The organism is Acinetobacter sp. ANC 4910, assembly GCF_004331035.1.
Taxonomy (GTDB): domain Bacteria; phylum Pseudomonadota; class Gammaproteobacteria; order Pseudomonadales; family Moraxellaceae; genus Acinetobacter.
The window spans coordinates 277,088-298,540 of record NZ_SJNT01000003.1 but is presented as its reverse complement, the minus strand read 5'-3'; the positions used below and the strand labels follow the sequence as shown (position 1 = coordinate 298,540).

General features: G+C 39.6%; 18 protein-coding genes. 7 read left to right on the top strand and 11 right to left on the bottom strand.

Annotated features, from left to right (window positions below; translation table 11 throughout):
• The first annotated feature begins 353 nt into the window (after window positions 1-353).
• Window positions 354-1,958 carry an isocitrate lyase gene (locus tag E0H82_RS04730; protein ID WP_131263512.1) on the top strand — a complete coding sequence of 535 codons (1,605 nt, stop codon included), beginning with the start codon at window positions 354-356 and terminating at the stop codon, window positions 1,956-1,958.
• Window positions 1,959-2,037: 79 nt separating this feature from the next.
• Here E0H82_RS04730 and E0H82_RS04725 read toward each other — a convergent pair whose 3' ends face one another.
• Window positions 2,038-2,496 carry a copper resistance protein NlpE gene (locus E0H82_RS04725; RefSeq protein WP_131263596.1) on the bottom strand — a complete coding sequence of 153 codons (459 nt, stop codon included), beginning with the start codon at window positions 2,494-2,496 and terminating at the stop codon, window positions 2,038-2,040.
• A gap of 465 nt (window positions 2,497-2,961) precedes the next feature.
• Between E0H82_RS04725 and E0H82_RS04720 the strand changes: the two genes are divergently transcribed.
• Entirely contained in the window at window positions 2,962-3,555 is a 594-nt protein-coding gene (locus tag E0H82_RS04720; RefSeq protein ID WP_131263510.1) for a 1-acyl-sn-glycerol-3-phosphate acyltransferase, read from the top strand.
• 67 nt (window positions 3,556-3,622) lie between these two features.
• On the opposite strand, the gene E0H82_RS04715 is transcribed toward E0H82_RS04720, so the two are convergent.
• A complete protein-coding gene (locus tag E0H82_RS04715; RefSeq protein WP_131263508.1) occupies window positions 3,623-3,940 on the bottom strand; it encodes a hypothetical protein in 318 nt (105 codons plus the stop codon).
• A gap of 207 nt (window positions 3,941-4,147) precedes the next feature.
• Here E0H82_RS04715 and E0H82_RS04710 point away from each other — a divergent pair, with 207 nt between their 5' ends.
• Together E0H82_RS04710 and epmA are read left to right on the top strand one after the other, a co-directional pair.
• Entirely contained in the window at window positions 4,148-5,215 is a 1,068-nt protein-coding gene (locus E0H82_RS04710; protein WP_131263506.1) for a 4-phosphoerythronate dehydrogenase, read from the top strand.
• Window positions 5,212-6,189: an EF-P lysine aminoacylase EpmA gene (gene epmA / locus E0H82_RS04705; protein WP_131263504.1), complete on the top strand. Its 978-nt coding sequence runs from the start codon at window positions 5,212-5,214 to the stop codon at window positions 6,187-6,189. The genes E0H82_RS04710 and epmA overlap by 4 nt, the downstream gene beginning before the upstream one ends.
• 54 nt (window positions 6,190-6,243) lie before the next feature.
• On the opposite strand, the gene E0H82_RS04700 is transcribed toward epmA, so the two are convergent.
• The 7 genes from E0H82_RS04700 to E0H82_RS04670 all read right to left on the bottom strand — a co-directional run bounded on the left by E0H82_RS04700 (window position 6,244) and on the right by E0H82_RS04670 (window position 17,228).
• Entirely contained in the window at window positions 6,244-7,488 is a 1,245-nt protein-coding gene (locus E0H82_RS04700; RefSeq protein ID WP_131263502.1) for a multifunctional CCA addition/repair protein, read from the bottom strand.
• A gap of 81 nt (window positions 7,489-7,569) precedes the next feature.
• Window positions 7,570-9,849, bottom strand: coding sequence for an NADP-dependent malic enzyme (locus E0H82_RS04695; protein WP_131263501.1), 2,280 nt, complete (start codon window positions 9,847-9,849; stop codon window positions 7,570-7,572).
• Window positions 9,850-9,993: 144 nt separating this feature from the next.
• Window positions 9,994-12,855, bottom strand: a complete 2,862-nt coding sequence (locus tag E0H82_RS04690) for an EAL domain-containing protein (RefSeq protein WP_131263499.1) — start codon at window positions 12,853-12,855, stop codon at window positions 9,994-9,996.
• A gap of 170 nt (window positions 12,856-13,025) precedes the next feature.
• Window positions 13,026-13,742 carry a 16S rRNA (uracil(1498)-N(3))-methyltransferase gene (locus E0H82_RS04685; RefSeq protein WP_131263496.1) on the bottom strand — a complete coding sequence of 239 codons (717 nt, stop codon included), beginning with the start codon at window positions 13,740-13,742 and terminating at the stop codon, window positions 13,026-13,028.
• Window positions 13,743-13,782: 40 nt separating this feature from the next.
• The gene (gene metF / locus E0H82_RS04680) at window positions 13,783-14,619 is read right to left on the bottom strand and encodes a methylenetetrahydrofolate reductase [NAD(P)H] (protein ID WP_131263494.1); all 837 of its coding nucleotides are present in this window, start codon (window positions 14,617-14,619) and stop codon (window positions 13,783-13,785) included.
• 137 nt (window positions 14,620-14,756) lie between these two features.
• Window positions 14,757-16,139, bottom strand: coding sequence for an adenosylhomocysteinase (gene ahcY, locus E0H82_RS04675; protein WP_131263492.1), 1,383 nt, complete (start codon window positions 16,137-16,139; stop codon window positions 14,757-14,759).
• A 234-nt stretch (window positions 16,140-16,373) separates the two neighbouring features.
• Entirely contained in the window at window positions 16,374-17,228 is an 855-nt protein-coding gene (locus E0H82_RS04670; RefSeq protein ID WP_131263489.1) for a DUF4062 domain-containing protein, read from the bottom strand.
• Between the two features lie 141 nt (window positions 17,229-17,369).
• On the opposite strand from E0H82_RS04670, the gene E0H82_RS04665 reads away from it, so the two are divergent.
• Together E0H82_RS04665 and E0H82_RS04660 are read left to right on the top strand one after the other, a co-directional pair.
• Window positions 17,370-17,909, top strand: coding sequence for a cysteine peptidase family C39 domain-containing protein (locus E0H82_RS04665; RefSeq protein WP_131263487.1), 540 nt, complete (start codon window positions 17,370-17,372; stop codon window positions 17,907-17,909).
• A gap of 169 nt (window positions 17,910-18,078) precedes the next feature.
• Window positions 18,079-19,035, top strand: coding sequence for a DUF4424 family protein (locus E0H82_RS04660; RefSeq protein WP_131263485.1), 957 nt, complete (start codon window positions 18,079-18,081; stop codon window positions 19,033-19,035).
• 74 nt (window positions 19,036-19,109) lie between these two features.
• Here the strand turns inward: E0H82_RS04660 and E0H82_RS04655 are convergent, their stop codons facing one another.
• Window positions 19,110-19,613, bottom strand: coding sequence for a tetratricopeptide repeat protein (locus E0H82_RS04655; RefSeq protein WP_131263482.1), 504 nt, complete (start codon window positions 19,611-19,613; stop codon window positions 19,110-19,112).
• A gap of 416 nt (window positions 19,614-20,029) precedes the next feature.
• Between E0H82_RS04655 and E0H82_RS04650 the strand changes: the two genes are divergently transcribed.
• Window positions 20,030-20,341: an NGG1p interacting factor NIF3 gene (locus E0H82_RS04650; RefSeq protein WP_131263479.1), complete on the top strand. Its 312-nt coding sequence runs from the start codon at window positions 20,030-20,032 to the stop codon at window positions 20,339-20,341.
• Between the two features lie 236 nt (window positions 20,342-20,577).
• Here the strand turns inward: E0H82_RS04650 and E0H82_RS04645 are convergent, their stop codons facing one another.
• Window positions 20,578-21,360 carry a nitroreductase family protein gene (locus E0H82_RS04645; RefSeq protein ID WP_131263475.1) on the bottom strand — a complete coding sequence of 261 codons (783 nt, stop codon included), beginning with the start codon at window positions 21,358-21,360 and terminating at the stop codon, window positions 20,578-20,580.
• Window positions 21,361-21,453: the final 93 nt, after the last annotated feature.

The window sequence follows — 21,453 nt, the reverse complement described above, 5'->3', positions numbered from 1 at the left end:
AATAAAATGGCTAAAATTAGATGGAAATAGTGAAAAAATAGGGGTGCAAGACTTAAGTCTAATGCTTGTTTTTTGATCTAATTGCTCATTTTGTAAGAAATAATATTTTTTCTTTGATTCTATAAATTATTAAATAACAGTTATTTATAATATAATGATTTGCTTATAATACGACTTTGATCTATATATTTTTTTAAAAAATACCGAAAATTACTTGAGGATATTGGATTAATTCTACAACTCAATCTAATCTGTATTCATCGTAATGAAGTGTAGTAAATCTGAACAAAAATCATTATTCAGATTCTAGAGCTTCAATTGATGAAATCCTAATATTATTACAGGAAAATATCATGACTACATACCAAACAGCGATTGATGCAATCCGCGAATTAAAAGCAAAATTCGGAAGCACTTGGGCAGACATCAGTCCTGAAGATGCTGCGCGTATGCAATTACAAAACCGTTTCAAAACTGGTTTAGACATTGCTAAATACACAGCTGCAATTATGCGTCGTGATATGGCTGCTTATGATGCTGATTCAAGCAAATATACTCAATCATTAGGTTGCTGGCACGGTTTTATCGCACAACAAAAAATGATTGCGAACAAAAAATATTTTGGTACTACTGAACGCCGTTATATCTACCTTTCTGGTTGGATGGTTGCTGCTCTTCGTTCAGAGTTTGGTCCGCTTCCTGACCAATCTATGCACGAAAAAACTTCAGTTCCTGCATTAATCGAAGAAATTTACACTTTCTTACGTCAAGCTGATGCGAAAGAACTAAACGACTTGTTCCGCGCGCTTAAAAAAGCTCAAGAAGCTGGCGACACTGCTAAAGCTGCTGAAATTACTGCTCAAATCGACGGTTTCCAAACTCACGTTGTGCCAATTATTGCGGACATCGATGCTGGTTTCGGTAACGAAGAAGCGACTTACTTACTTGCTCGTAAAATGATTGAAGCTGGTGCTTGTGCGCTTCAAATCGAAAACCAAGTATCTGATGCGAAACAATGTGGTCACCAAGCTGGTAAAGTAACTGTTCCACACGAAGACTTCATCGCTAAAATCCATGCATTACGTTATGCATTCTTAGAAATGGGTCTTGATGACGGTATCATCGTTGCACGTACTGACTCAGAAGGCGCTGACTTGACTCAAAAAATCCCAGTGGTTAAAGAGCCAGGTGATATCGCTTCTCAATACATCAGCTACTTAGATACTGTTGAAATTGACATTGCTGATGCTCAAGAAGACGAAATCTTGATCAAGCGTAATGGTAAATTACACCGTCCTAAGCGTTTAGCTTCAGGTTTATACCAGTTCCGTCCAGACACACAAATTGACCGTGTTGTTCTTGACTGTGTATCTAGCCTTCAAAATGGTGCGGATCTTCTTTGGATCGAAACTGCGACTCCAAACGTTGACGAAATCGCTCACATGGTTAACCGTGTTAAAGAAACAGTTCCAAATGCGAAACTTGTTTATAACAACTCACCATCTTTCAACTGGACGTTAAACTTCCGTCAACAAGCTTACGACCGTTGGGTTGCTGAAGGTAAAGACGTTTCTGCTTACGACCGTGCTAAATTAATGAGCGCTGAGTACGATGCTACTGAATTAGCTGCTGATGCAGATGCTAAGATCCGTACATTCCAAGCAGATGCTTCTCGTGAAGCAGGTGTGTTCCATCACTTGATCACACTTCCGACTTACCATACTGCTGCTCTTTCTACACATGAGCTTGCACAAGGTTACTTCGGTTCTGAAGGCATGTTGGCTTATGTTGCTGGCGTACAACGTAAAGAAATCCGCGGCGGTATCGCTTGTGTTAAACATCAAGCAATGGCGGGTTCTGACATCGGTGATGACCACAAAGAAATCTTCTCTGGTGACAACGCTCTTAAAGCGCACGATGATGCTAAAAACACAATGAACCAATTCGCTGCTCACTAAGTCGCGATCTGATTCAAAAAAAACCCTGCGAAAGCAGGGTTTTTTAATGGAAAGATTTTGATGAAAAATTAAAGATTTTTTAATTGATGGCTTTCTTCAAAATATAATATTCAGATAAATTCCCTTCAATTTTTTTCCCTTCCTGATCGAGTGCGTAAAGTTGGTTTTCTGCAATAAAGAATTTGCGTAGATCTCCATGCTGATCCAACGTGATTATGCTACCCGTATGATCAAAACTGAACTTCCCAGAAGATTTAAATGGATGATCATCACTTTTACCTAAATAGATTTCGGTCATGGTATAGGTAGAGTCGGCATTTAATGACAGTTGAGTTTTAATGCCTTCACAGTCAGCACAAGGCAGCGTGCTTTGATAATCACCAGCCCAATCTAAGGCATTATGTGCAGAATTGATTTTGGTTGATGAGGCAACTTGAGCTTCAGTTGTTGCCGTGTTTAATTCTACGTTTTGAGTGGGCTTGGAGCATGCAGTTAAAGCACAACAACATAGCAGTGTAGCAATCAGAGTTTTATTCATCATTCACTTCCTTGAATTATCATGGATTAAATGTTTAATTGATTTTATGACCAAAAGGTAAAATAAATTATTTTATAAATCAGTAGAATATTGAAAATGTAAGGCAGCGTAGCATTGTGTAATCTAATGAATTTAGGTTTTAGTGGTTTCATTCATTCGTTATAAGCTCGATCTAGTTTTAATTAAAAGATATTTTCTTACAAATGAAATGGAATGTGCTATTAAACGAGCATTGCGCCATAGATAAGAATTAATGACATATTTATCTGTATTTTTTATCGTTTAATGTCTAAAAAATTGCATGATGAAAATTATCAAATTAATCGCAAAATTGCAGTGAATGCTTTGTCATAAACAATTTATACATCTATATATTAATAGGGTGTTTTTTAAGCATGTGGTACTTTTTTTATTCAAATAGACTGGTAGAATTCGCTGTCTTTTTTTGTTGATTTTGGTGTTGCTGTGTTTGAAAAGTTGGCTGAACAATCTTTGGCGTTGATGGGGTGGAAGACAGATAATCAATGGCCTGAGCATTTAGATCAATGTGTAATGATTGCTGCGCCACATACCAGTAATTGGGATGCGCTTTACGCCCGTTTGGCTTTGAAAGCCCTTGGTGTCAATGTGCGTCTGACGATTAAAGACAGTTATATGAAATTACCTTTTGGTCCTTTTGTGCGTGCAATGGGTGGAATTGGAATTAATCGTCATCCTAAAAATGAAGGTGAGGCTCGACCAAGTATGGTGGAGTTAATGACTGATTTATTTAAAACGCATCCTAAATTAGTCATGCTGGTTACGCCAGAAGGCACGCGTTCAAAACAGGAACAATGGAAAACCGGCTTTTATCATGTTGCAGTCAATGCCGGTGTGCCGATTGCTTTGGCTTATATGGATTATGTAAAAAAAGAAGCAGGTGTCGGCAAGATTGTTTATCCAACAGGAAATTATGAGCAGGACATGCAAGAAATTATGCAATTCTATGCCAGTATTCGGCCTAAATTTCCAGAAAAATTCAGTATTGATACCCGTTATTTGAATCAACAAGATGCCTGATTAATTTCAATTCAACTTTCAAGCGAGGTCGTTACAGACTGACCTCGCTTTTTTATGCCTGAAAATCTTATTGGCTTAATCCCCCAAGCGACTGACAAGCTTCTTTATAATGTTCATATTCTACTGAGATGACATCGGGTAGCGGTTCATGAAACAGAATGTCGCCATCTTTATAGCTTTGAACATACGCTTCAACTTTTTGTCTGGAGTTTCCTAATGCATGTTCATAATAATTAATGATGGGACTGTGCATCATTTGGCTAGATTCAATATTGTGGCATTGAAAATGTTCGAGTAATTTTTCAGCTTGTTTTATTTCTTTGCTGGTGCCGAAAGCACAACCTGTGAACAGCAGGGCGCAAGCAATGAAGGAAAGGCGTAACATGAGGAATTGTGTTTTATAAAAGTGCTGAGCATTCTACGTGTCAATCAAATGATATAAAATCTTTTTAATGTATGCATTTGATTCTTTGCACGTAAAGTAAACAGTAGTGCGGTAAAACCAAAAAGAAAAATTCAAATAATCGTATTTGAATGGTCAGTAGAATTCTAAAGCAGTAAGATAGTGCAGAATCAATTGCTGGTCCAAATCATGAAAATTGTGGCTGATGAAAATCTTGCTTTTACCGACTATTTTTTTGCAGAATTTGGTGCAATCCAACATGTTGCAGGTCGGAATTTAAGTCATTCTGATGTTGTGGATGCTGATGCACTTTTGGTGCGCTCGGTAACCAAAGTAAATGCCACATTGGTACAGAATACAGCACTTCGTTATGTGGGCAGCGCCACCATTGGTACAGATCATCTGGATATTCACGCTTTAAATGCAGCGGGTATTCCGTGGTCGAATGCTGCGGGCTGTAATGCTCAAGCGGTCGCGGAATATGTGATCACTGCACTTTTACATTTAAAGCCTGAACTGATTTCTGCCGAGCAGAACTTTTGCTTGGGGATAGTTGGATTAGGCAATGTCGGTTCTCGTTTAGCGACTATGGCACAGCTATTGGGCTGGCAGGTGATTGCCTACGATCCTTTTGTACAAAGAGATCATGTCACGCAAGTGGATTTTACACAGTTATTACAACAAGCCGATGCAATTTCCGTTCACGTACCTTTGACCAAATCAGGTCAACATCCAACCTATCATTTATTTAATGTGGTCACTTTGGCTCAAATGAAGCCGAATGCCATATTGATTAATTCGGCACGTGGACCTGTGATTGCGGAAGCTGATTTAATGCAAGATATTCGAAACACCAATCGTACTGTGGTATTGGATGTCTTTGAGCATGAGCCAGAAATTTCATCTGAACTATTAGAGCTTTTGGCGTTGGCGACACCACATATCGCAGGTTATAGCTTAGAAGGCAAGGCACGTGGTACTCAGATGATTTATGAGGCATTTTGTCAGGTCTTTGCTCAAGCTGCGACAAAACGGTTTGAAACTCAACTTCCAAGTTGTGAGCAATATTTTGCCCAAGCTGATTTTAAAACCGTGCTGACTCAATATTTAAACCAGATCTATGATATTGCTCAAGATGATGCCAATTTAAGAGCATGTGTAAAGCAAGGCAAAGTCGAACAACAAGCCTTTGATATTTTAAGAAAGAACTATCCGCTACGACGTGAGTGGGCAGCACATGGAGGTCCACAGGCGTGAGTCAAGTTCATTATCAACCGACTTGTGATTTAGCGGCAATGCAAGCGCGTGCCAAAATGTATGCACAAATTCGACAGTTTTTTGCTGAACGTCAAGTTTTAGAAGTTGAAACTCCAATTTTATCGCAAGCTGGTGTAACCGATGTGCACTTAGCTTCGGTACAGGCAAAGCGCCATGTACAAGGTAAACTTGCAACACATTATTTGCAGACTTCACCAGAATTTGCCATGAAACGTTTATTGGCAACGGGCAGTGGACCAATTTATCAAATTTGTAAGGTTTTCCGTGACGATGAGCATGGACGTAAGCACAACAGCGAATTTAGTATGCTGGAGTGGTATCGTCCGCACTTTAGTTTAAAAGATTTAATGTTCGAAGTTACTGATCTATTAAATGTGACTTTGGCGCAGCGTTTTGGTGAAATCCATCCGACTATTTTAAGTTATAAACATGCATTTATGGATCGTTTGGAGTTAAATCCTTTACAAGCCAGCTTGAAAGAACTGAAAGATTGTTGTCAGCGCGTCGGTTTAAATCTGGATTTGGGTGATGATCGACTTGGATATATTGATTTACTGTTTTCACATTTTGTAGAGCCTAGTTTAGGTTTTGACACGGCTGTATTTTTGACAGATTTCCCACCTGAGTTAGCATCTCTGGCAAAAACTAAACATGATGAAGATGGTGAATTGGTTGCAGCACGTTTTGAACTGTATATCGAAGGTTTGGAATTGGCGAATGCTTATGATGAATTGATTGATGCTGAGGTTCTACGTCAACGTTTTGAGGCAGATAATCAAGAGCGTAAGCAGTTAGGCTTGCATGTGATGCCTATTGACGAATATCTATTAGCTGCTTTGCCGAATATGTCAGAATGTGCAGGGATTGCTTTAGGCTTAGATCGTTTATTGATGGTGGCAACTGAAAAAATGCGTTTGGAGCAGGTGATTACCTTTCCTGCACTGATTGCATAGCCATAGATAAACTGGCCAGTTTAAAGCCCCGATTTTTTACATCGGGGCTTCTGATTATTCTGATTTATCTGTCGCAACAACGTGCTGTGCTTTATAGGCTTCTAAGGCTTGAATACGACGTTGAATCAGCATTTCACCTATTTCAGAGCCTTGAACATCTTCAGGCAAATCTTGTGCTTTTATTCCACGGACAACTTCTATGGCATTACGCATATAAGTGGCTTGCGGATACTCACGATCTTCAAGTCCAAGACGTCCACGGGCATCACATTCACAGGCTTGTATGAAGGCTTCAACTCGTTCTGGTCGGCGTAGTACATCAAGACGTTGTAGTAGGCGCCAGAGTGTTCCTGGTTTCAATGTAAAAGCTTGATGGCACTTTAAGTGTTCTTTACAGACAGCCAAGGCCAATTGCTTGGTTTGAGTCGGTACTTTTAACCGATCACAGACCTGAGTCACGGGTCGAATCCCACGCTCTTCATGCATGATGTGTCGAGGTAATTCATGCTCAGGGGTAAGGGCTTTACCCAAATCATGCACCAAAACGGCAAAGCGTACATCCAGTGAATAATTGGCTTTACAGGCTTGATGGAGAGACATGAGTGTGTGAACACCGCAGTCGATTTCTGGATGATATTCAGGACGTTGCGGAATGCCAAACAGGGCTTGAATTTCAGGAAATAAAACTTTTAATGCACCACAGGCTTCTAAAACCTCAAAATAAATATCTGCATGGGGTTCCATTAATGCACGTGATGTTTCTTTCCAAACCCGTTCGGCGGTAAGTGCATTCAATTCCCCAGATTCTGCCAATTGCCGCATTAAATCTAGCGTTTCCGTAGCAATGCTAAAACCTAAAGGTTTGTAACGTGCAGCAAAACGTGCCACACGCAATACGCGAAGCGGATCTTCAACAAAGGCATGGGAGACATGGCGGAGTATTTTATTGGCTAAATCTTGTTGACCTTGATAGGGATCATAGATTTTCCCAGCTTCGTCCATGGCTATGGCATTGATGGTTAAGTCACGACGAATTAAATCATCTTCAAGGGTAACGCTAACATCGGTAAAGAATTCGAAACCATGATAACCCTGTCCTGATTTACGCTCAGTACGGGCTAAGGCATATTCTTCTTTTGATTCTGGGTGTAGAAAAACGGGAAAGTCTTTGCCTACAGGCTGATAGCCAAGTGCAAGTAATTGCTCTGGAGTAGCACCAACAACGACATAATCTTTTTCGTGATAGGGGTGTCCGAGTAAGTGATCTCGTACTGCACCGCCTACTAAATAAACTTGCATGAAAAAACCTCTATTCTTCAAGCAATCATGCTACAGAATAGAGGTTTTCTCAAGTCAATAACTTGAGCTTTTCACTAAAGATTAAAGTGCTTCAGTTTCAGCTTGCTGAATTTCAGCCACAGTTAATGCTGTCATGTTTACTAAACGACGTGTTGTAGTCGTTGGGGTAAGAATATGAACAGGTTTTGCTGCACCTAATAAAATAGGACCAATAGTAACGTTGTTACCAGAAGTTGATTTCAAGAGGTTGAATGAAATGTTCGCAGCATCTAAGTTCGGCATAATTAATAAGTTAGCAGAACCTTTGAAACGTGAGTTAGGGAAGGCAAAGTGACGAATAGTTTCGTCCATTGCTGCATCACCGTGCATTTCACCTTCAACTTCAAGTTCAGGTGCAATTTCACTCAAGATTTCAAATACTTTACGCATTTTTTGTGCACTTGGGTCATTTTGATCTGAACCAAAACTAGAATGCGAAAGTAGAGCAACACGTGGAGTAATACCAAAACGACGCACTTCTTCAGCGGCTAAAATGGTCATTTCAGCCAACTGTTCAGCTGTTGGATTGGTATTTACATAAGTATCCGCAATGAACAAGTTGCGATCTTCAAGCATTAATGCATTGAGGGTAAAGAAGTTGGTACGACCTTCTTTCAAACCAATCACATTTTTCACGAAGTCTAAGTGAATGTCATAGCTTGAATAAGTACCACACAACATACCATCTGCAAGACCATGTTTAACCAACATACCCGCAATTAATGTAGAACGACGACGCGCTTCACGATGTGCGTATTCAGGTGTTACCCCTTTACGTTGCATGATGTCGTAATAGTCTTCAGCAAATTTTTCGTAGTTCGGGTTTTGCTCTTGGTCAACAATTTCAATGTTTACGCCATGTTCTAAGCGTAAACCTAATTTCTTAATGTTGGCTTCGATCACCGCAGTACGACCCACCAAAATTGGTTTTGCCATGCCTTCATCTACAGCAATTTGTACAGCACGTAATACGCGGAGGTCTTCACCTTCGGCATAAGCAATACGTTTAGGATCCGTTTTTGCTTGGGCGAAGATTGGTTTCATAATGAATGCAGAGTTATAAACAAACTCAGACAAACGTTGACGATACGCAGAAAAATCTTCGATTGGGCGTGTTGCAACACCAGAATCCATTGCTGCTTGTGCAACTGCTGGTGCAATTTCAAGAATGAGACGTTGATCAAGAGGACGTGGAATTAAATAGTCACGACCAAAAGATGCAGATTTTTCACCATAAGTTGCAGCATCTGCTTCAATGTGTGCCATACGCGCAATTGCGTATACACAAGCAATTTTCATTTCTTCATTAATGGTCGTTGCACCTACATCAAGTGCGCCACGGAAGATATAAGGGAAGCAAAGTGCATTGTTCACTTGGTTCGGATAGTCTGAACGACCTGTTGCCATAATGACATCTGAACGAACTTCATGAGCATGCTCAGGTAAGATTTCTGGATCTGGGTTTGCCAATGCAAAGATGATTGGGTTAGTTGCCATCACCTTGACCATTTCTTTGGTTAAGATGCCCGCAGCAGAAAGACCAAGGAACATGTCAGCACCTGCAATCACATCTGCAAGTTGGGTGCCTTCAATGTCTTGTACGTAGCGTTTTTTCGAGTCATCTAGACCTTCACGCTGAGTCGTGAGTAGACCACGTGAGTCAGCAACGATAATGTTTTCTTTCTTTGCACCAATTGCACAAAGTAAGTCTAAACATGAAAGCGCCGCAGCACCTGCACCAGATGCCACAATTTTGATTTCATCAATTTTTTTGCCATTTAACTGAAGCGCATTCAGTAAAGCAGCACCCACAATGATTGAAGTACCATGTTGGTCATCATGGAACACAGGAATATTCATGCGTTCACGAAGTTTACGCTCAATGTAAAAACATTCTGGGGCTTTGATATCTTCGAGGTTAATACCGCCAAAGGTTGGTTCTAACGCTGCAACAATATCAACGATTTTGTCTGGATCGTTTTCAGCGATTTCGATGTCGAATACATCAACACCAGCAAATTTTTTGAACAGAACGCCTTTCCCTTCCATTACTGGTTTTGACGCTAATGGACCGATGTTACCTAGTCCAAGTACTGCGGTACCATTAGTGATAACGGCAACAAGGTTACCACGTGCAGTATATAGGGCGGCAGTTGAAGGGTCGCGTTCAATCTCTAAACAAGGCGCAGCCACACCTGGGGAGTAAGCAAGTGCTAAGTCATGTTGGTTGACCAGCTGCTTGCTAGGTGTAACACTGATTTTACCTGGGGTTGGAAACTCGTGATAATACAAAGCTTGCTGTTTTAATGATTGATCGTCCATCTGAATCTCGTTTGTTACTGAGTGGTCCAGCTTATGCTGGTGGTTTTGCTGAATTTGCTCGAATATACCATTACTTGTCTTTTAAGCCCAGTCGAACACGATTCTTTTTTACACAAACTTAGACCTTAAGCCTATTGACTTAGATTAAGAAGGGATAAGTTTATGTTGTTGCAAGTATTCAGTCGCATTTTTTTCAGAGAGCGGTTTCGAAAATAGGTAACCCTGAGCAATGTCACATTGTAATTTTTCGAGATAGCAAAGCTGTTGTTCCGTTTCAATTCCTTCAGCGACGACAGTCAATCCCATCGCTTTACCCATAGCAACCATGGCACTAATAATGGCATCTTGTTTGCCATCACCAATGTTGGCAATAAAGGCGCGATCTATTTTTAGAATATCAATTGGGAAGTCTGCCAGATAGGCAAGTGAAGAATAGCCTGTACCAAAGTCATCTAATGCAATATTAATATGACGTTGTTTAATCTGATCCAATAATATTTTGACAGTTTTTGAGTTTTCAATTAGCGAAGATTCAGTAATTTCAAGTTCTAAACTTTCGCCTGAAATTTGATATGTTGCAATGGCTTCGTCTAAATCAGAAAGCAGTTGTCCACGTTGTAATTGTTGTGCAACAACATTGACGGATACACAAATATTTGTAAAACCAATTGAATTCCAATAGCTAATTTGTTTAGCAGTCTTACGAATGACGATTCTTCCGATATCTGAAATTAAACTGGTTTTTTCTGCCATTGGAATAAAGAGTGCAGGAGGAATAATGCCTTTAGTTGGATGATTCCAGCGAACCAAAGCCTCAAAACCGTAAACATGTTGATCTTTAAAGTCGATTTTGGGTTGGTAGTAAACCACCAGTTCATCATTGCGAATAGCTTGGCGTAAGTCACGTTCTAAATAAATGCCTTGTTCAAGCAAAGCTGTGTTATCACTCGAGTAATATTTCATGGTATGACCACCCAAACGCTTGGCTTCAGTTAAGGCTTGTTCGGCACAATTATTTAAATAATCGAGTTGTCGACCATGTTCAGGGTAGAATGAAATCCCCATGGAAACCGTAATAATATGGTCCTGTCCAAAAATATCAAATGGTTCAGCAAAGGCGTCTTGAATCCGCTCACAATGCTGTTGAATGGATGGGCGGATATGAGAAATCTCATACACAATGGCAAAGTCATCGCCATTTAAATGTGCCAAAAACAACGCATCTGTATTGGTTAAGCGTAAACGTTGAGCGACTTGCCTTAACAGTTCATCACCACCATTATTGCTTAAATATTCATTGAGGGGTCGGAATCGATCAATATTAAGTCGAATCACAGCGAGCTGTTGAATGGAATCTTGATGCGATACTAAATATTGATGTAGTTGATAATTATAATAAAAACGGTTTGGCAAGTCCGTTAAAGTGTCATAATTTTCAAGATAGGATAAACGTTGTTCCTGAAGTTTACGTTCTGTCAGATCGGAAACAATGCCGATATAGTTGATGATACGATTATGTTCGTCGTGTATGGCATTGATATGTAGCCAAAATGTTAGTTCTTTGCCTGTGCTAAATTTTTCAGTGAGCTCACCATCATATTCTCCTGTACGTGCCAATTGCTCCAAAATAGCCTGATGGTTTTGTTGCTGCGCGGGTTTATGGTTTGAGGTGAGCGCAAAAAGATGCTGACCTAAGCAATGGTCTTTATTAAAGCCTGTGATCTTTTCATAAAAAGGATTCACATTGACATAATGCAAATGTTTATCGAGGATAAAAATACCTTCAGCCGCTTGTTCTAATACGCTTGCAGCCAGTTTTAGACGTTCTTGATCGGTGCGTTCCTGATGAATGTCGCGTTGTATGCCAACCATACGCAAAGGCTTTTTATTGGTTGGATCTCGTTCAATCACACGCCCAATATCGTGCACCCAAGTCCATTCACCATTGGATTGCTGGACACGATAGGTGGCTTCATAACGATCAGTCTCGGCACGGAGATGCTGTTTTAACGCTGCTTTGAAGCAGAATAAATCATCTGGATGAATGATGTTTTGTAGCTGAATACTGTGATCTTTCGAGTGTTTACGTTTTTTCTGCTGTTGATAGTTGCTGACTGATATGTGACGTTCTTTAATATTCCAGTCCCAAGGTTTTAAACCTGCAATTTCATGTGCAAGATCCAAGTTTTGTTGCTGATTTTCTAGATTACGATTCATTTGCTCAATATCAAAAGTACGTTCTTTAATTTTTTGCTCTAATTGCTGGTTATTTTGCTGTAGTTGTAATTCAATTTCTTTGGATTTGTTCATTTCATTTTGCAGTTGTTCACATAATTCTTCAGTCCGAGTCACTTGTTGCTCAGCATTTTTAATGAGTTGACCATTGCGTAAATATAAAGCTGATAAGCGTTTATGGATTCGTACAGTGGAGTTGGCACACAATAAAATGACGATGAGAACAAAGTTCACGGTTAGATGAAATAATTGGTTAATTTGGTCAGTAAGAATAAATTGAGATATAAAGTAAGGAATAATAGACGGAATAAAAATTAGACAAAAATAATCAAGGCGTTGAGTTAGGAAGGTCAGTGCTAATGTTTGAGTCACGATTAACAGTAGGGCAGATAATGTTAAAGCATGAACAGGTTCAAAACTTGGATTGACCAGAGGTAAATAGTAATAAATAAGACTGATCCCAGTTGCAATCAGTATACCGATACCTATGCAGAGAAATTGCACCCAGTGATGTGCTTGGGAAATAGAGTATTGTTCAAATTTAAACCGAGTTGCGGTCAGCAACCAAAAACTGCCGACGAGGAGCTCTGTGAGCAAGAACCAAACATTGAAATAGATGGAAAAGTGTGAAAAATTAAACTGATAAACGCAATAAACATATAAAAAAATAATGAGAATACTGGCCAAAAATAATTGGATATGCCTTATGGAATTATGAATTTGCGCAGCACGTAACTGCGGTCTAAGATTCGCATCTAAAAAATCGGGCATAATATTCATAACCTTATTTTTGTTTTGTTCTAGATACTGTAGAGGTTATACGTTCCATTCATCTGCTTAGTCGTTTAATAAAATCACAAAATATTGAATCACTTTTAGATTAATCAGGTTATTCATAAATATCAATCTTATCCATCCGTATTTTCATCTTTTTAGAAAAACTATGGTCTAACATTATAATTTAAGATGGATAATGCAACTACAGGGGCCGTTTCGGTACGTAATACGCGCTCGCCGATGCACCAGTTGATAAACCCTACATCATTCGCAGCTTGAATTTCTGCTTCACTTAAACCACCTTCAGGCCCGATCAACAGTGCAATATTTGATTTGGCATTGTTCAAAGGATTTGTCTCATCCTTATTGGGTGCGAGCACAAGTTTAGTCTCTGGTAGTTCAGATTCAAGCCATTTCTCTAAACTGAGGGGTGCAAGGATTTTTGGCACAAGGTTCATACCACATTGTTCGCAAGCAGCAATCGCAATGCCTTGCCAATGATCTAACTTTTTTTGGTCGCGGTCATATTTTAGACGCATTTCACAACGTTCAGAGGTCAACAATTGAATTTCGGATACACCCAGTTCAACAGCTTTTTGAATCGCATAATCCATACGGTCGCCTTTACTCATGACTTGACCAAGTAAAGTCTGAATAGCTGGAGTACGATTGGTTGGGTTAAAAGCAGTGACCTGAACCGATGCTGACTTTTTGGCAACGTCACTTAAGGTCACTTCATATTCGCCGCCTTGTCCATTAAACAAAGTCGCTGTTTCACCGACTTGAGCGCGTAAAACTTTTACCCAGTGGTGAAACACAGTTTCAGTCAGTTCGACAGTGTGATCAACATTGAGTTCTGCTTCCATAAAAAAACGAGGCATTCGGTTTTACTCTCAAATAGGGTGAATCGTGTTTAAATACTTATGCTAAACCGAGGTCTAGTACAAGCTGACGGGTAGGGTCAGTCGTGTTCATGGTGTAGAAGTGCAAACTCGGTGCGCCACCCGCAATCAGGCGTTCGCAAAGTTTCACAATCACTTCGTGACCAAATGCTTTGATGCTGGCACTGTCATCACCATAGGTTGCCAGTTGCTTACGAATCCAACGTGGAATCTCAGCGCCTGTACCATCTGCAAAGCGAATTAAGTTGCTGGCATTGGTAATTGGCATAATGCCCGGTGCAACTGGGATGTTCACGCCTTCTTTTTGAATGCGATCGACAAAGTAGAAGTAAGCATCTGGATTAAAGAAGAATTGGGTTAAACCAGCGTTAGCACCTGCATTGGCTTTGTCGCAAAAACGTTGAATGTCTAAGTCAAAGTTTTCTGCTTGTGGATGCATTTCTGGGTATGCAGCAACTTCAATGTGGAAATGGTCACCAGAATGTTCACGAATAAAGCGAACTAAATCCGTTGCATAAGGTAATTCGCCTAGACCAACCTGACCTGAAGGGAGGTCACCACGTAGTGCCACAATACGGTCAATGCCTTGTGCTTTATAAATGTCGAGTAATTCTGCAATACGGGCTTTGTCATCACCAATACATGATAGGTGAGGAGCAACAGGCGTACCTTTACCATTAAATTCAGCAATCGCTGCTAAGGTACGTTCACGAGTTGAACCGCCAGCACCGTAAGTAATTGAGAAGAACTCTGGATTTAAGCGTTGTAATTCTTGGTGTACGACTTTCAGTTTTTCTGCACCCGCATCCGTTTTGGTCGGGAAAAACTCAAAAGAAATAGGAATGTGTTTAGACATGTTCAAATCCTTTTTATAAATGCTTGTATTATTTTACCCTCACCCTGACCCTCTCCCAGAGGGAGGGGGAACCTTGCGGTATTTAATTCAGGGAAAAGCCCTCTCCTCTTAAGAGAGGATTTAGGAGAGGTGAAAAATTAGTATTTATAAGTATCCGATTTGAATGGGCCTTCAACTGCTACACCTAAGTAGTCTGCTTGTTCTTGAGTCAATTGAGTCAGAACACCACCAAAACCTGCAACCATCGCAGCAGCAACTTCTTCGTCTAATTTCTTAGGAATAAGTTCTACACGGATTTTCGCAGCTTTTTCAGCTTCAGGAAGATCTGCAAATTTCTCAGCGAACAAATGCATTTGACCCAATACTTGGTTAGCAAAAGAACCATCCATAATGCGTGATGGGTGACCTGTTGCATTACCAAGGTTAACCAAACGACCTTCAGAAAGCAGGATTAGGTAGTTATTTTCATCTTCTGAACGATAAACTTGGTGAACTTGTGGCTTAACTTCAACCCACTTGTAACCACGTAAGTAGTTTGTGTCGATTTCAGTGTCAAAGTGACCGATGTTACAAACAACAGCGCCTGCTTTTAATGAATCAAGCATTGCAGCGTCACATACGTGGTAGTTGCCCGTTGTAGTTACGATTAGGTCAGTGTTTTGAAGAAGATCAGCATTTACGTCTTCTTTTTTACCTGTTTGTACGCCATTTTTGTATGGAGATACAACTTCGTAACCGTCCATGCATGCTTGCATAGCACAGATAGGATCAACTTCAGTTACACGTACAATCATACCTTCTTGACGAAGAGATTGTGCAGAACCTTTACCTACGTCACCGTAACCAATCACAAGCGCACGACGGCCAGATAAAAGCATATCTGTACCACGTTTGATTGCATCGTTAAGTGAGTGACGGCAACCGTATTTGTTGTCGTTTTTAGATTTAGTAACAGAATCGTTTACGTTGATTGCAGGAACTTTTAAAGTACCATCACGAAGCATTTCGTACAGACGTTGAACACCTGTTGTTGTTTCTTCTGTTACACCGTGAATTTTAGCAATGACTTCTGGATATTTTTCATGAACAAGTAGTGTTAAGTCACCACCATCATCCAAAATCATATTGGCATCCCAAGGCGTGCCATTGACATTGATTTGTTGTTCTAAACACCACATGTATTCTTCTTCTGTTTCGCCTTTCCAAGCAAATACAGGTACACCAGAAGCCGCAATTGCAGCAGCAGCATGGTCTTGAGTAGAGAAGATGTTACAAGATGTCCAGCGAACTTCTGCGCCCAATTCAACCAATGTTTCAATGAGAACCGCAGTTTGAATGGTCATATGGATACAACCAAGGATTTTTGCGCCCGCAAGTGGCTTTGCAGCCGCATAGCGCTTACGTAGACCCATCAATGCTGGCATTTCTGCTTCAGCAAGTTTAATTTCTTTACGGCCGTAATCAGCAAGTGAAATATCAGCAACTTTGTAATCTGTAAATGAAGCAGTAACCGCGTTCATCTGGATCTCCTAGTTATTAAATAACAATAAAAATAGATTGGATCGTTATGTTCGCGGATGCCGTTGTTAATCAAAACCAGTATTTCACAGAAGTTTTGACCGAATCGTCGAGCCTAGCGATTTCACATTACTGTTTTTGAAAATCAGCCTGTGAAAAAGTCGCAGCACCCCTCGACGAGTTGAATATTGTACTTGGATTCTAAAAGTGTTCCAAGTTCTAAGGATAAATATTATTTATTTTTCTAACTGTTGTTCTTTTAGTTGATCAAATGCTTTCCAACCTTCATTGGTTAAATGAAATAGTTCACCTTTATTGCCTCTATTGTTAAGTAAACCATATTCAACTAAGGAGTCGAGAGCATCTTGCCATTTTGCTAACTCACGACCATCTTTTAGAGCCATGCTCAATTTGCCAACATGAAATGATATACCACTTAAATGTCGTAGAAATTGAACATCATCATTGTAAAGACCAGCATTTAATAAGATTTGAATCATTTCATCACTAGGTTCGATAGTTTGTTTTGTAGAACTTTCGATTGGTGTGTTGGTAGTGTTTAATTTATCTACAATCGTCCGAATATATTCATTCTTTTGAATATGAACAGATAAATGATCTTTGATTTTCTGTTTAAATGACAGTGAGTTATCATAAAAATCTAATAAACCTTCCTTGAGCCAAATTTCTTTTTGATCTCTCAGAAGTTGTAATTGTTCTAAATTTATATGATCTGGATAAGGTTTTTGGGAAATATAAATTGAAGCTAATTTATTTTTTTCACAGTGCTTTGTTATTTCCTCAATTGTTCCACTTACATATTCACCAGTGGGTGAGCCTATTCGAGTCCAAAAAATTCCAATTAAGATGTCTGAGTCATTGAGAATACTGTTATTTATTATCTCTTGAGGTCTACTTCCCATTTGCGGGGCAACATTATGTTCCCAACCGACAGGATTAAGCATTACGTTCGATTGCTTGGAATGAATTGCATTCCATTCATAAATTGCATCACGAACGAGCTGTCTTTCTTCTGCAACATCACTTGGTGATGCAATCATTACATTTAAAATTGTTGCTTGGTAAGCCATCTATTTTGTACTTTTGTTTAATTATTGACGATTAATATATCTGAAAATATGGTCATTATTAAGAAATCAAAATAATAATCCTATGTCGCATCAATTTCATTTTGTATATCATCCGCCTCATATCATCTTGAGAGTGAACCTATGGCTTTAGAGATTCCTGATTCTTTGCTGAATCTAGAAGCGAATTGTGGTGTATTTGCCGTTTGGATGTTGTTACAGCATCATGGTACACATGTCGATATGAATGAACTGATTAAGTTATGCCGACATGATCGTCAAGATGGCACCTTTACCATTGCACTAGCGGTTGCTTTAAAGAAGATTGGATTTAAAGTTTCTTTTCATACCGACCCCGATCCGAATATCGACCGAACCGAACGACAAAGTTATGCCGAAGCGAAAGCTTTACGTATCCCGATTGAGTCTGCGTTGAGCTATACCGAAATTCAAGCCGCGATTCAACATGGAAAAATGGTCATTGTGTACTATGACACTTTAGATGAAGTGGGCAACCAGTCTTTGGTATATTCCATTGATAATCAGGAAATTTGTTTCTTTGATAATTTTGAACCAATGCCTACACATGTATTTCAACAACAACGTCAAGCAGAAGGCATTTGCCGACAAGCGATTGTGATTGATGATCGTGATGCGAAACTTCAATCAACTCTGCTGAACTAATTGCATCGAACTTTGGCTTTATTTATTTCATTAAGATGCCGAATAGATAAAGCCATATTGTTGAGTCGATTTGCAGATCAAGATTGAAGGGTAATATTGATCTGATTTTAAATGATCAGTTTACTTGTAGAGTGTTGAAGAATTAAAAAATAGAAGAAGGAAGAATAAGATGAAATGGAGCTATGGTTTAGGGCTGTTGTGTATATGTGGTTTGGTGAATGCCAATGACAGTACTGGTTTTGTAGCGACAGGCGGTGTGCAATATTTGAAAAACCCTAAAATTTCCATGCAAAGTGAAGATTTGTTTGTAAGTAAAAAGCAGATTCGTGTGGATTATCAATTTAAGAATCTCACCAATCAAGACCTCCAAGAAACGGTCTTATTTCCTTTACCGCGTGTGGGAAGTTCGCGTGAAAGCGATTTTGCGAATACTGAACATTTGCTGCAAAGTTTTAAAGTACAAGCCAATGGCAAGAGTATTCAACCCCAACAGCATGTACGGGCTTTTTTACCAACGTTGACCAAACAAGGTGAAATTAATTGGGAAGGTGAACCTGTGGATGTGACTGCTGCTTTAAAAAAATGTGGATTTACTGAACATGAATTGATGTATCCGTGGAGTATGCAGCAAGATATAAATTACAGTGGTCGGATGTTTGCCTGTAAAGAGCCGCAAGTGCAGCAGTTGTTAAAACCGTATCAAATGGACGATGAAATCTATTGGGAAGCACAAATTATTTATAGTTGGCAGCAAAATTTTAAAGCCAATAGTACTACGCGTATTCAGCATCAATATGCACCATTGGTAGGTGGTTCAGTTTCACTTTATCCAGAAGAAGATGAAAAAACCTACTGTATGGATAAGTACTTTAAAGCAGGACTCGCCAAAGCCAAGGCACAGCAAGCACCTTATCAAGCATTGAGCTATATTTTAATGACAGGGGCAAACTGGGCAAAACCCATTGCAGATTTTAAACTGACCGTTGAGCGAGATGCAGGAGAGTTGGTGTCATTTTGTTGGGACGGAGAAGTCAAAAAAATTAGCCCAACACGTTTTGAAATGCGGAAAAAGAATTTTGTACCGAAACATGATTTAGACCTTATTTTTGTCCATATCCGTCAGTAAATTGCTTGAATAAAAACAGAAACCCATTTGGGACAGGGTTTCTGTTGATTTTTTATTGCTAGCGTTTAGTTGGATTATTGCGCTTTGCTGTTCCATTCATCTGCTTTGGCTTCATCAATTTCAACACCTAAACCATGTGCATAGATACAAGCCAAATCACGCATGGCTTGTACGTCGCCTAGTTCTGCGGCTTGTTCTACCAAGGCTACAGATTTGGCAACATCTTTTTCTACCACATCGCCACGACGGTAAAAACCTGCAAGTTCTAAAATAGAAGCTGCATGTTTGACGCTACTGGCTTGCTTAAGCCAATGGTAGGCTTGTTCAAAATAATATTTGGCTTCTTTAGGATCTTCTTCTAAAAGGTCTTTTGCATAAACGGTGTAGCCTTCACCAAGCCAGTACATCGCTTCGACATTGCCATTTCCAGCAGCTTTCAGTGCCCATTCTTCAGCAAGTTCAATGTGTTGTTCATCTTCACTTTCCATGTATAAAGTGGCAACTTCGAATTGTGCTGCCGCATTTCCGGCAATTGCACGATTAATCAGTTCTGCTGAAATAGAAGGAAGCTGAGACATAGAAATTCCAAAGGCAGTCAATTAAAAAAGCCAATCTGAAGATTGGCTCAGTGATTATAGCCTAAAAGCCTTGGCGAAGTGCAGCATTAAAACCAACCGATCACAGCACTGACTAAACTGAGTGCAGAAAGTAAATAGCCATCTACAACGGCCAAAGCAAGATGATAAAACACCAGGTAACGATATTTGAGTAGATTTGAATCGGATTGTAGTTTGGATTTTTTTTGAGGCTGGAGGCTAAACAGAGAAATCCATATTTTTTATTGATGGTGGATTAAAGCAAAATGGTTGAAGGTTTAGTCAAACTTTCTGGGGTTGAAACCAATATACATGTTTGAAGTGATCGTGTTTGCTTGTATTTTAAGAAGTAATCATTCAACAATAAGCATATTCATGTAGATTTGAAAAAGGTACTTATGCTGAAATTAATTTACTACGTTCCAGAGAGTCACCTAGAGTCGACTAAACAGGCTATTTTTTCAGCAGGTGCTGGGGGAATTGGTCATTATGAGCACTGTGCATGGCAAGTTCTGGGTATGGGACAGTTTAAGCCTGTACAGGGAGCAAATCCATTCATTGGTGAGTTGAATCGTTTAGAACAAGTGCCTGAATGGCGAGTAGAAACGATTGTGCCAGAAGCTCATGCCAAAGCAGTGGCTCACGCGCTTAAAACCAGTCATCCTTATGAAGAACCAGCTTTTGAGTTTATTCAAATCTTGGATATTTAGCCCAAATAGCTTTTACAAACTGAAAATTAGATACACGGAAATGTCATCTGCAATTGTTTGAGACAGAACGAATTATGAAAAAAATGGTTCTGCGATGCATTGAAATGCAAACGGTATTAGCTGAGTTTTGCAGATGGCTATGGTTTTGCCTACTTTTCCCAAAAGAAAAGTAGGTCGAACCGAAGGTTATTCTATTAACTAGAATCTTATTGAAAAGATTCCATCTAGAAAAATCGTTAAACCTTCTGAATAAATAACTCACGATCAAAACGGTATTGTGGGAAAAACACGCCGTCTTTCGCACGTTCGCCTGCTGCAATGACCATAACAGGGTATTGTTGCTCATTCAGTTTTAAGATTTTTCGAACCATCGGCTCATCAAAGCCTTCCATCATACAGCTATCGAAACCATAGGCACGTAAAGCCAAAACTAGATTTTCACATGCTAGCGCTGTGGTTTTGCTTGCCCATAATTTGGCATCGGCCGCATTAAAAGCCGTGATGGGCAATTGCTTATCAAAGATACGGACCAACTTAAAAGCGACTTTTTTAACATTGCCTAGGGCATTGAAGTAACCAGTTTTATAGTTATATGGAATCACTCGATAATATTTTTGCACTGCGGGTGGCGTTTCAGGAAATGGAAATTCGCTGATGTTGCGTTTTGCCATGTCATCTAAGCGGTCTGTACGCGCAATACAGACAATCAGTTCAGCAGCGGTTTTGGCTGCCAATTGATTTAAGCAGGCTTTTACCAATTGTTTTTTCTTGCTCGGACTTTGTACGACATAAAAAGTCCACGGTTGTAAATTGGAGGAGTTAGGCGCGAGCAGTGCTAAATCCAAACAAGCATCTAAAACTTCGTTAGGAATGGCACGGTCTGTAAATTTTCGCACTGAACGACGGCTTTCAATCACTTTACGGAAATTAGCAACATCAATATCTTGTGGGGCAGGTTCGTAGTAACGAGGTTTGCCTGAGTCATCTGCGATGAAATTTGTATGATTGGTATCTGTCATGGGATTGATAAATTTTTAAAAGTTGTTGTTTTAGAATATATCGGGTGCTGTTTAACAGGTGTTGTATTTGGGTGAGCTAAAATAAAGGGGCAT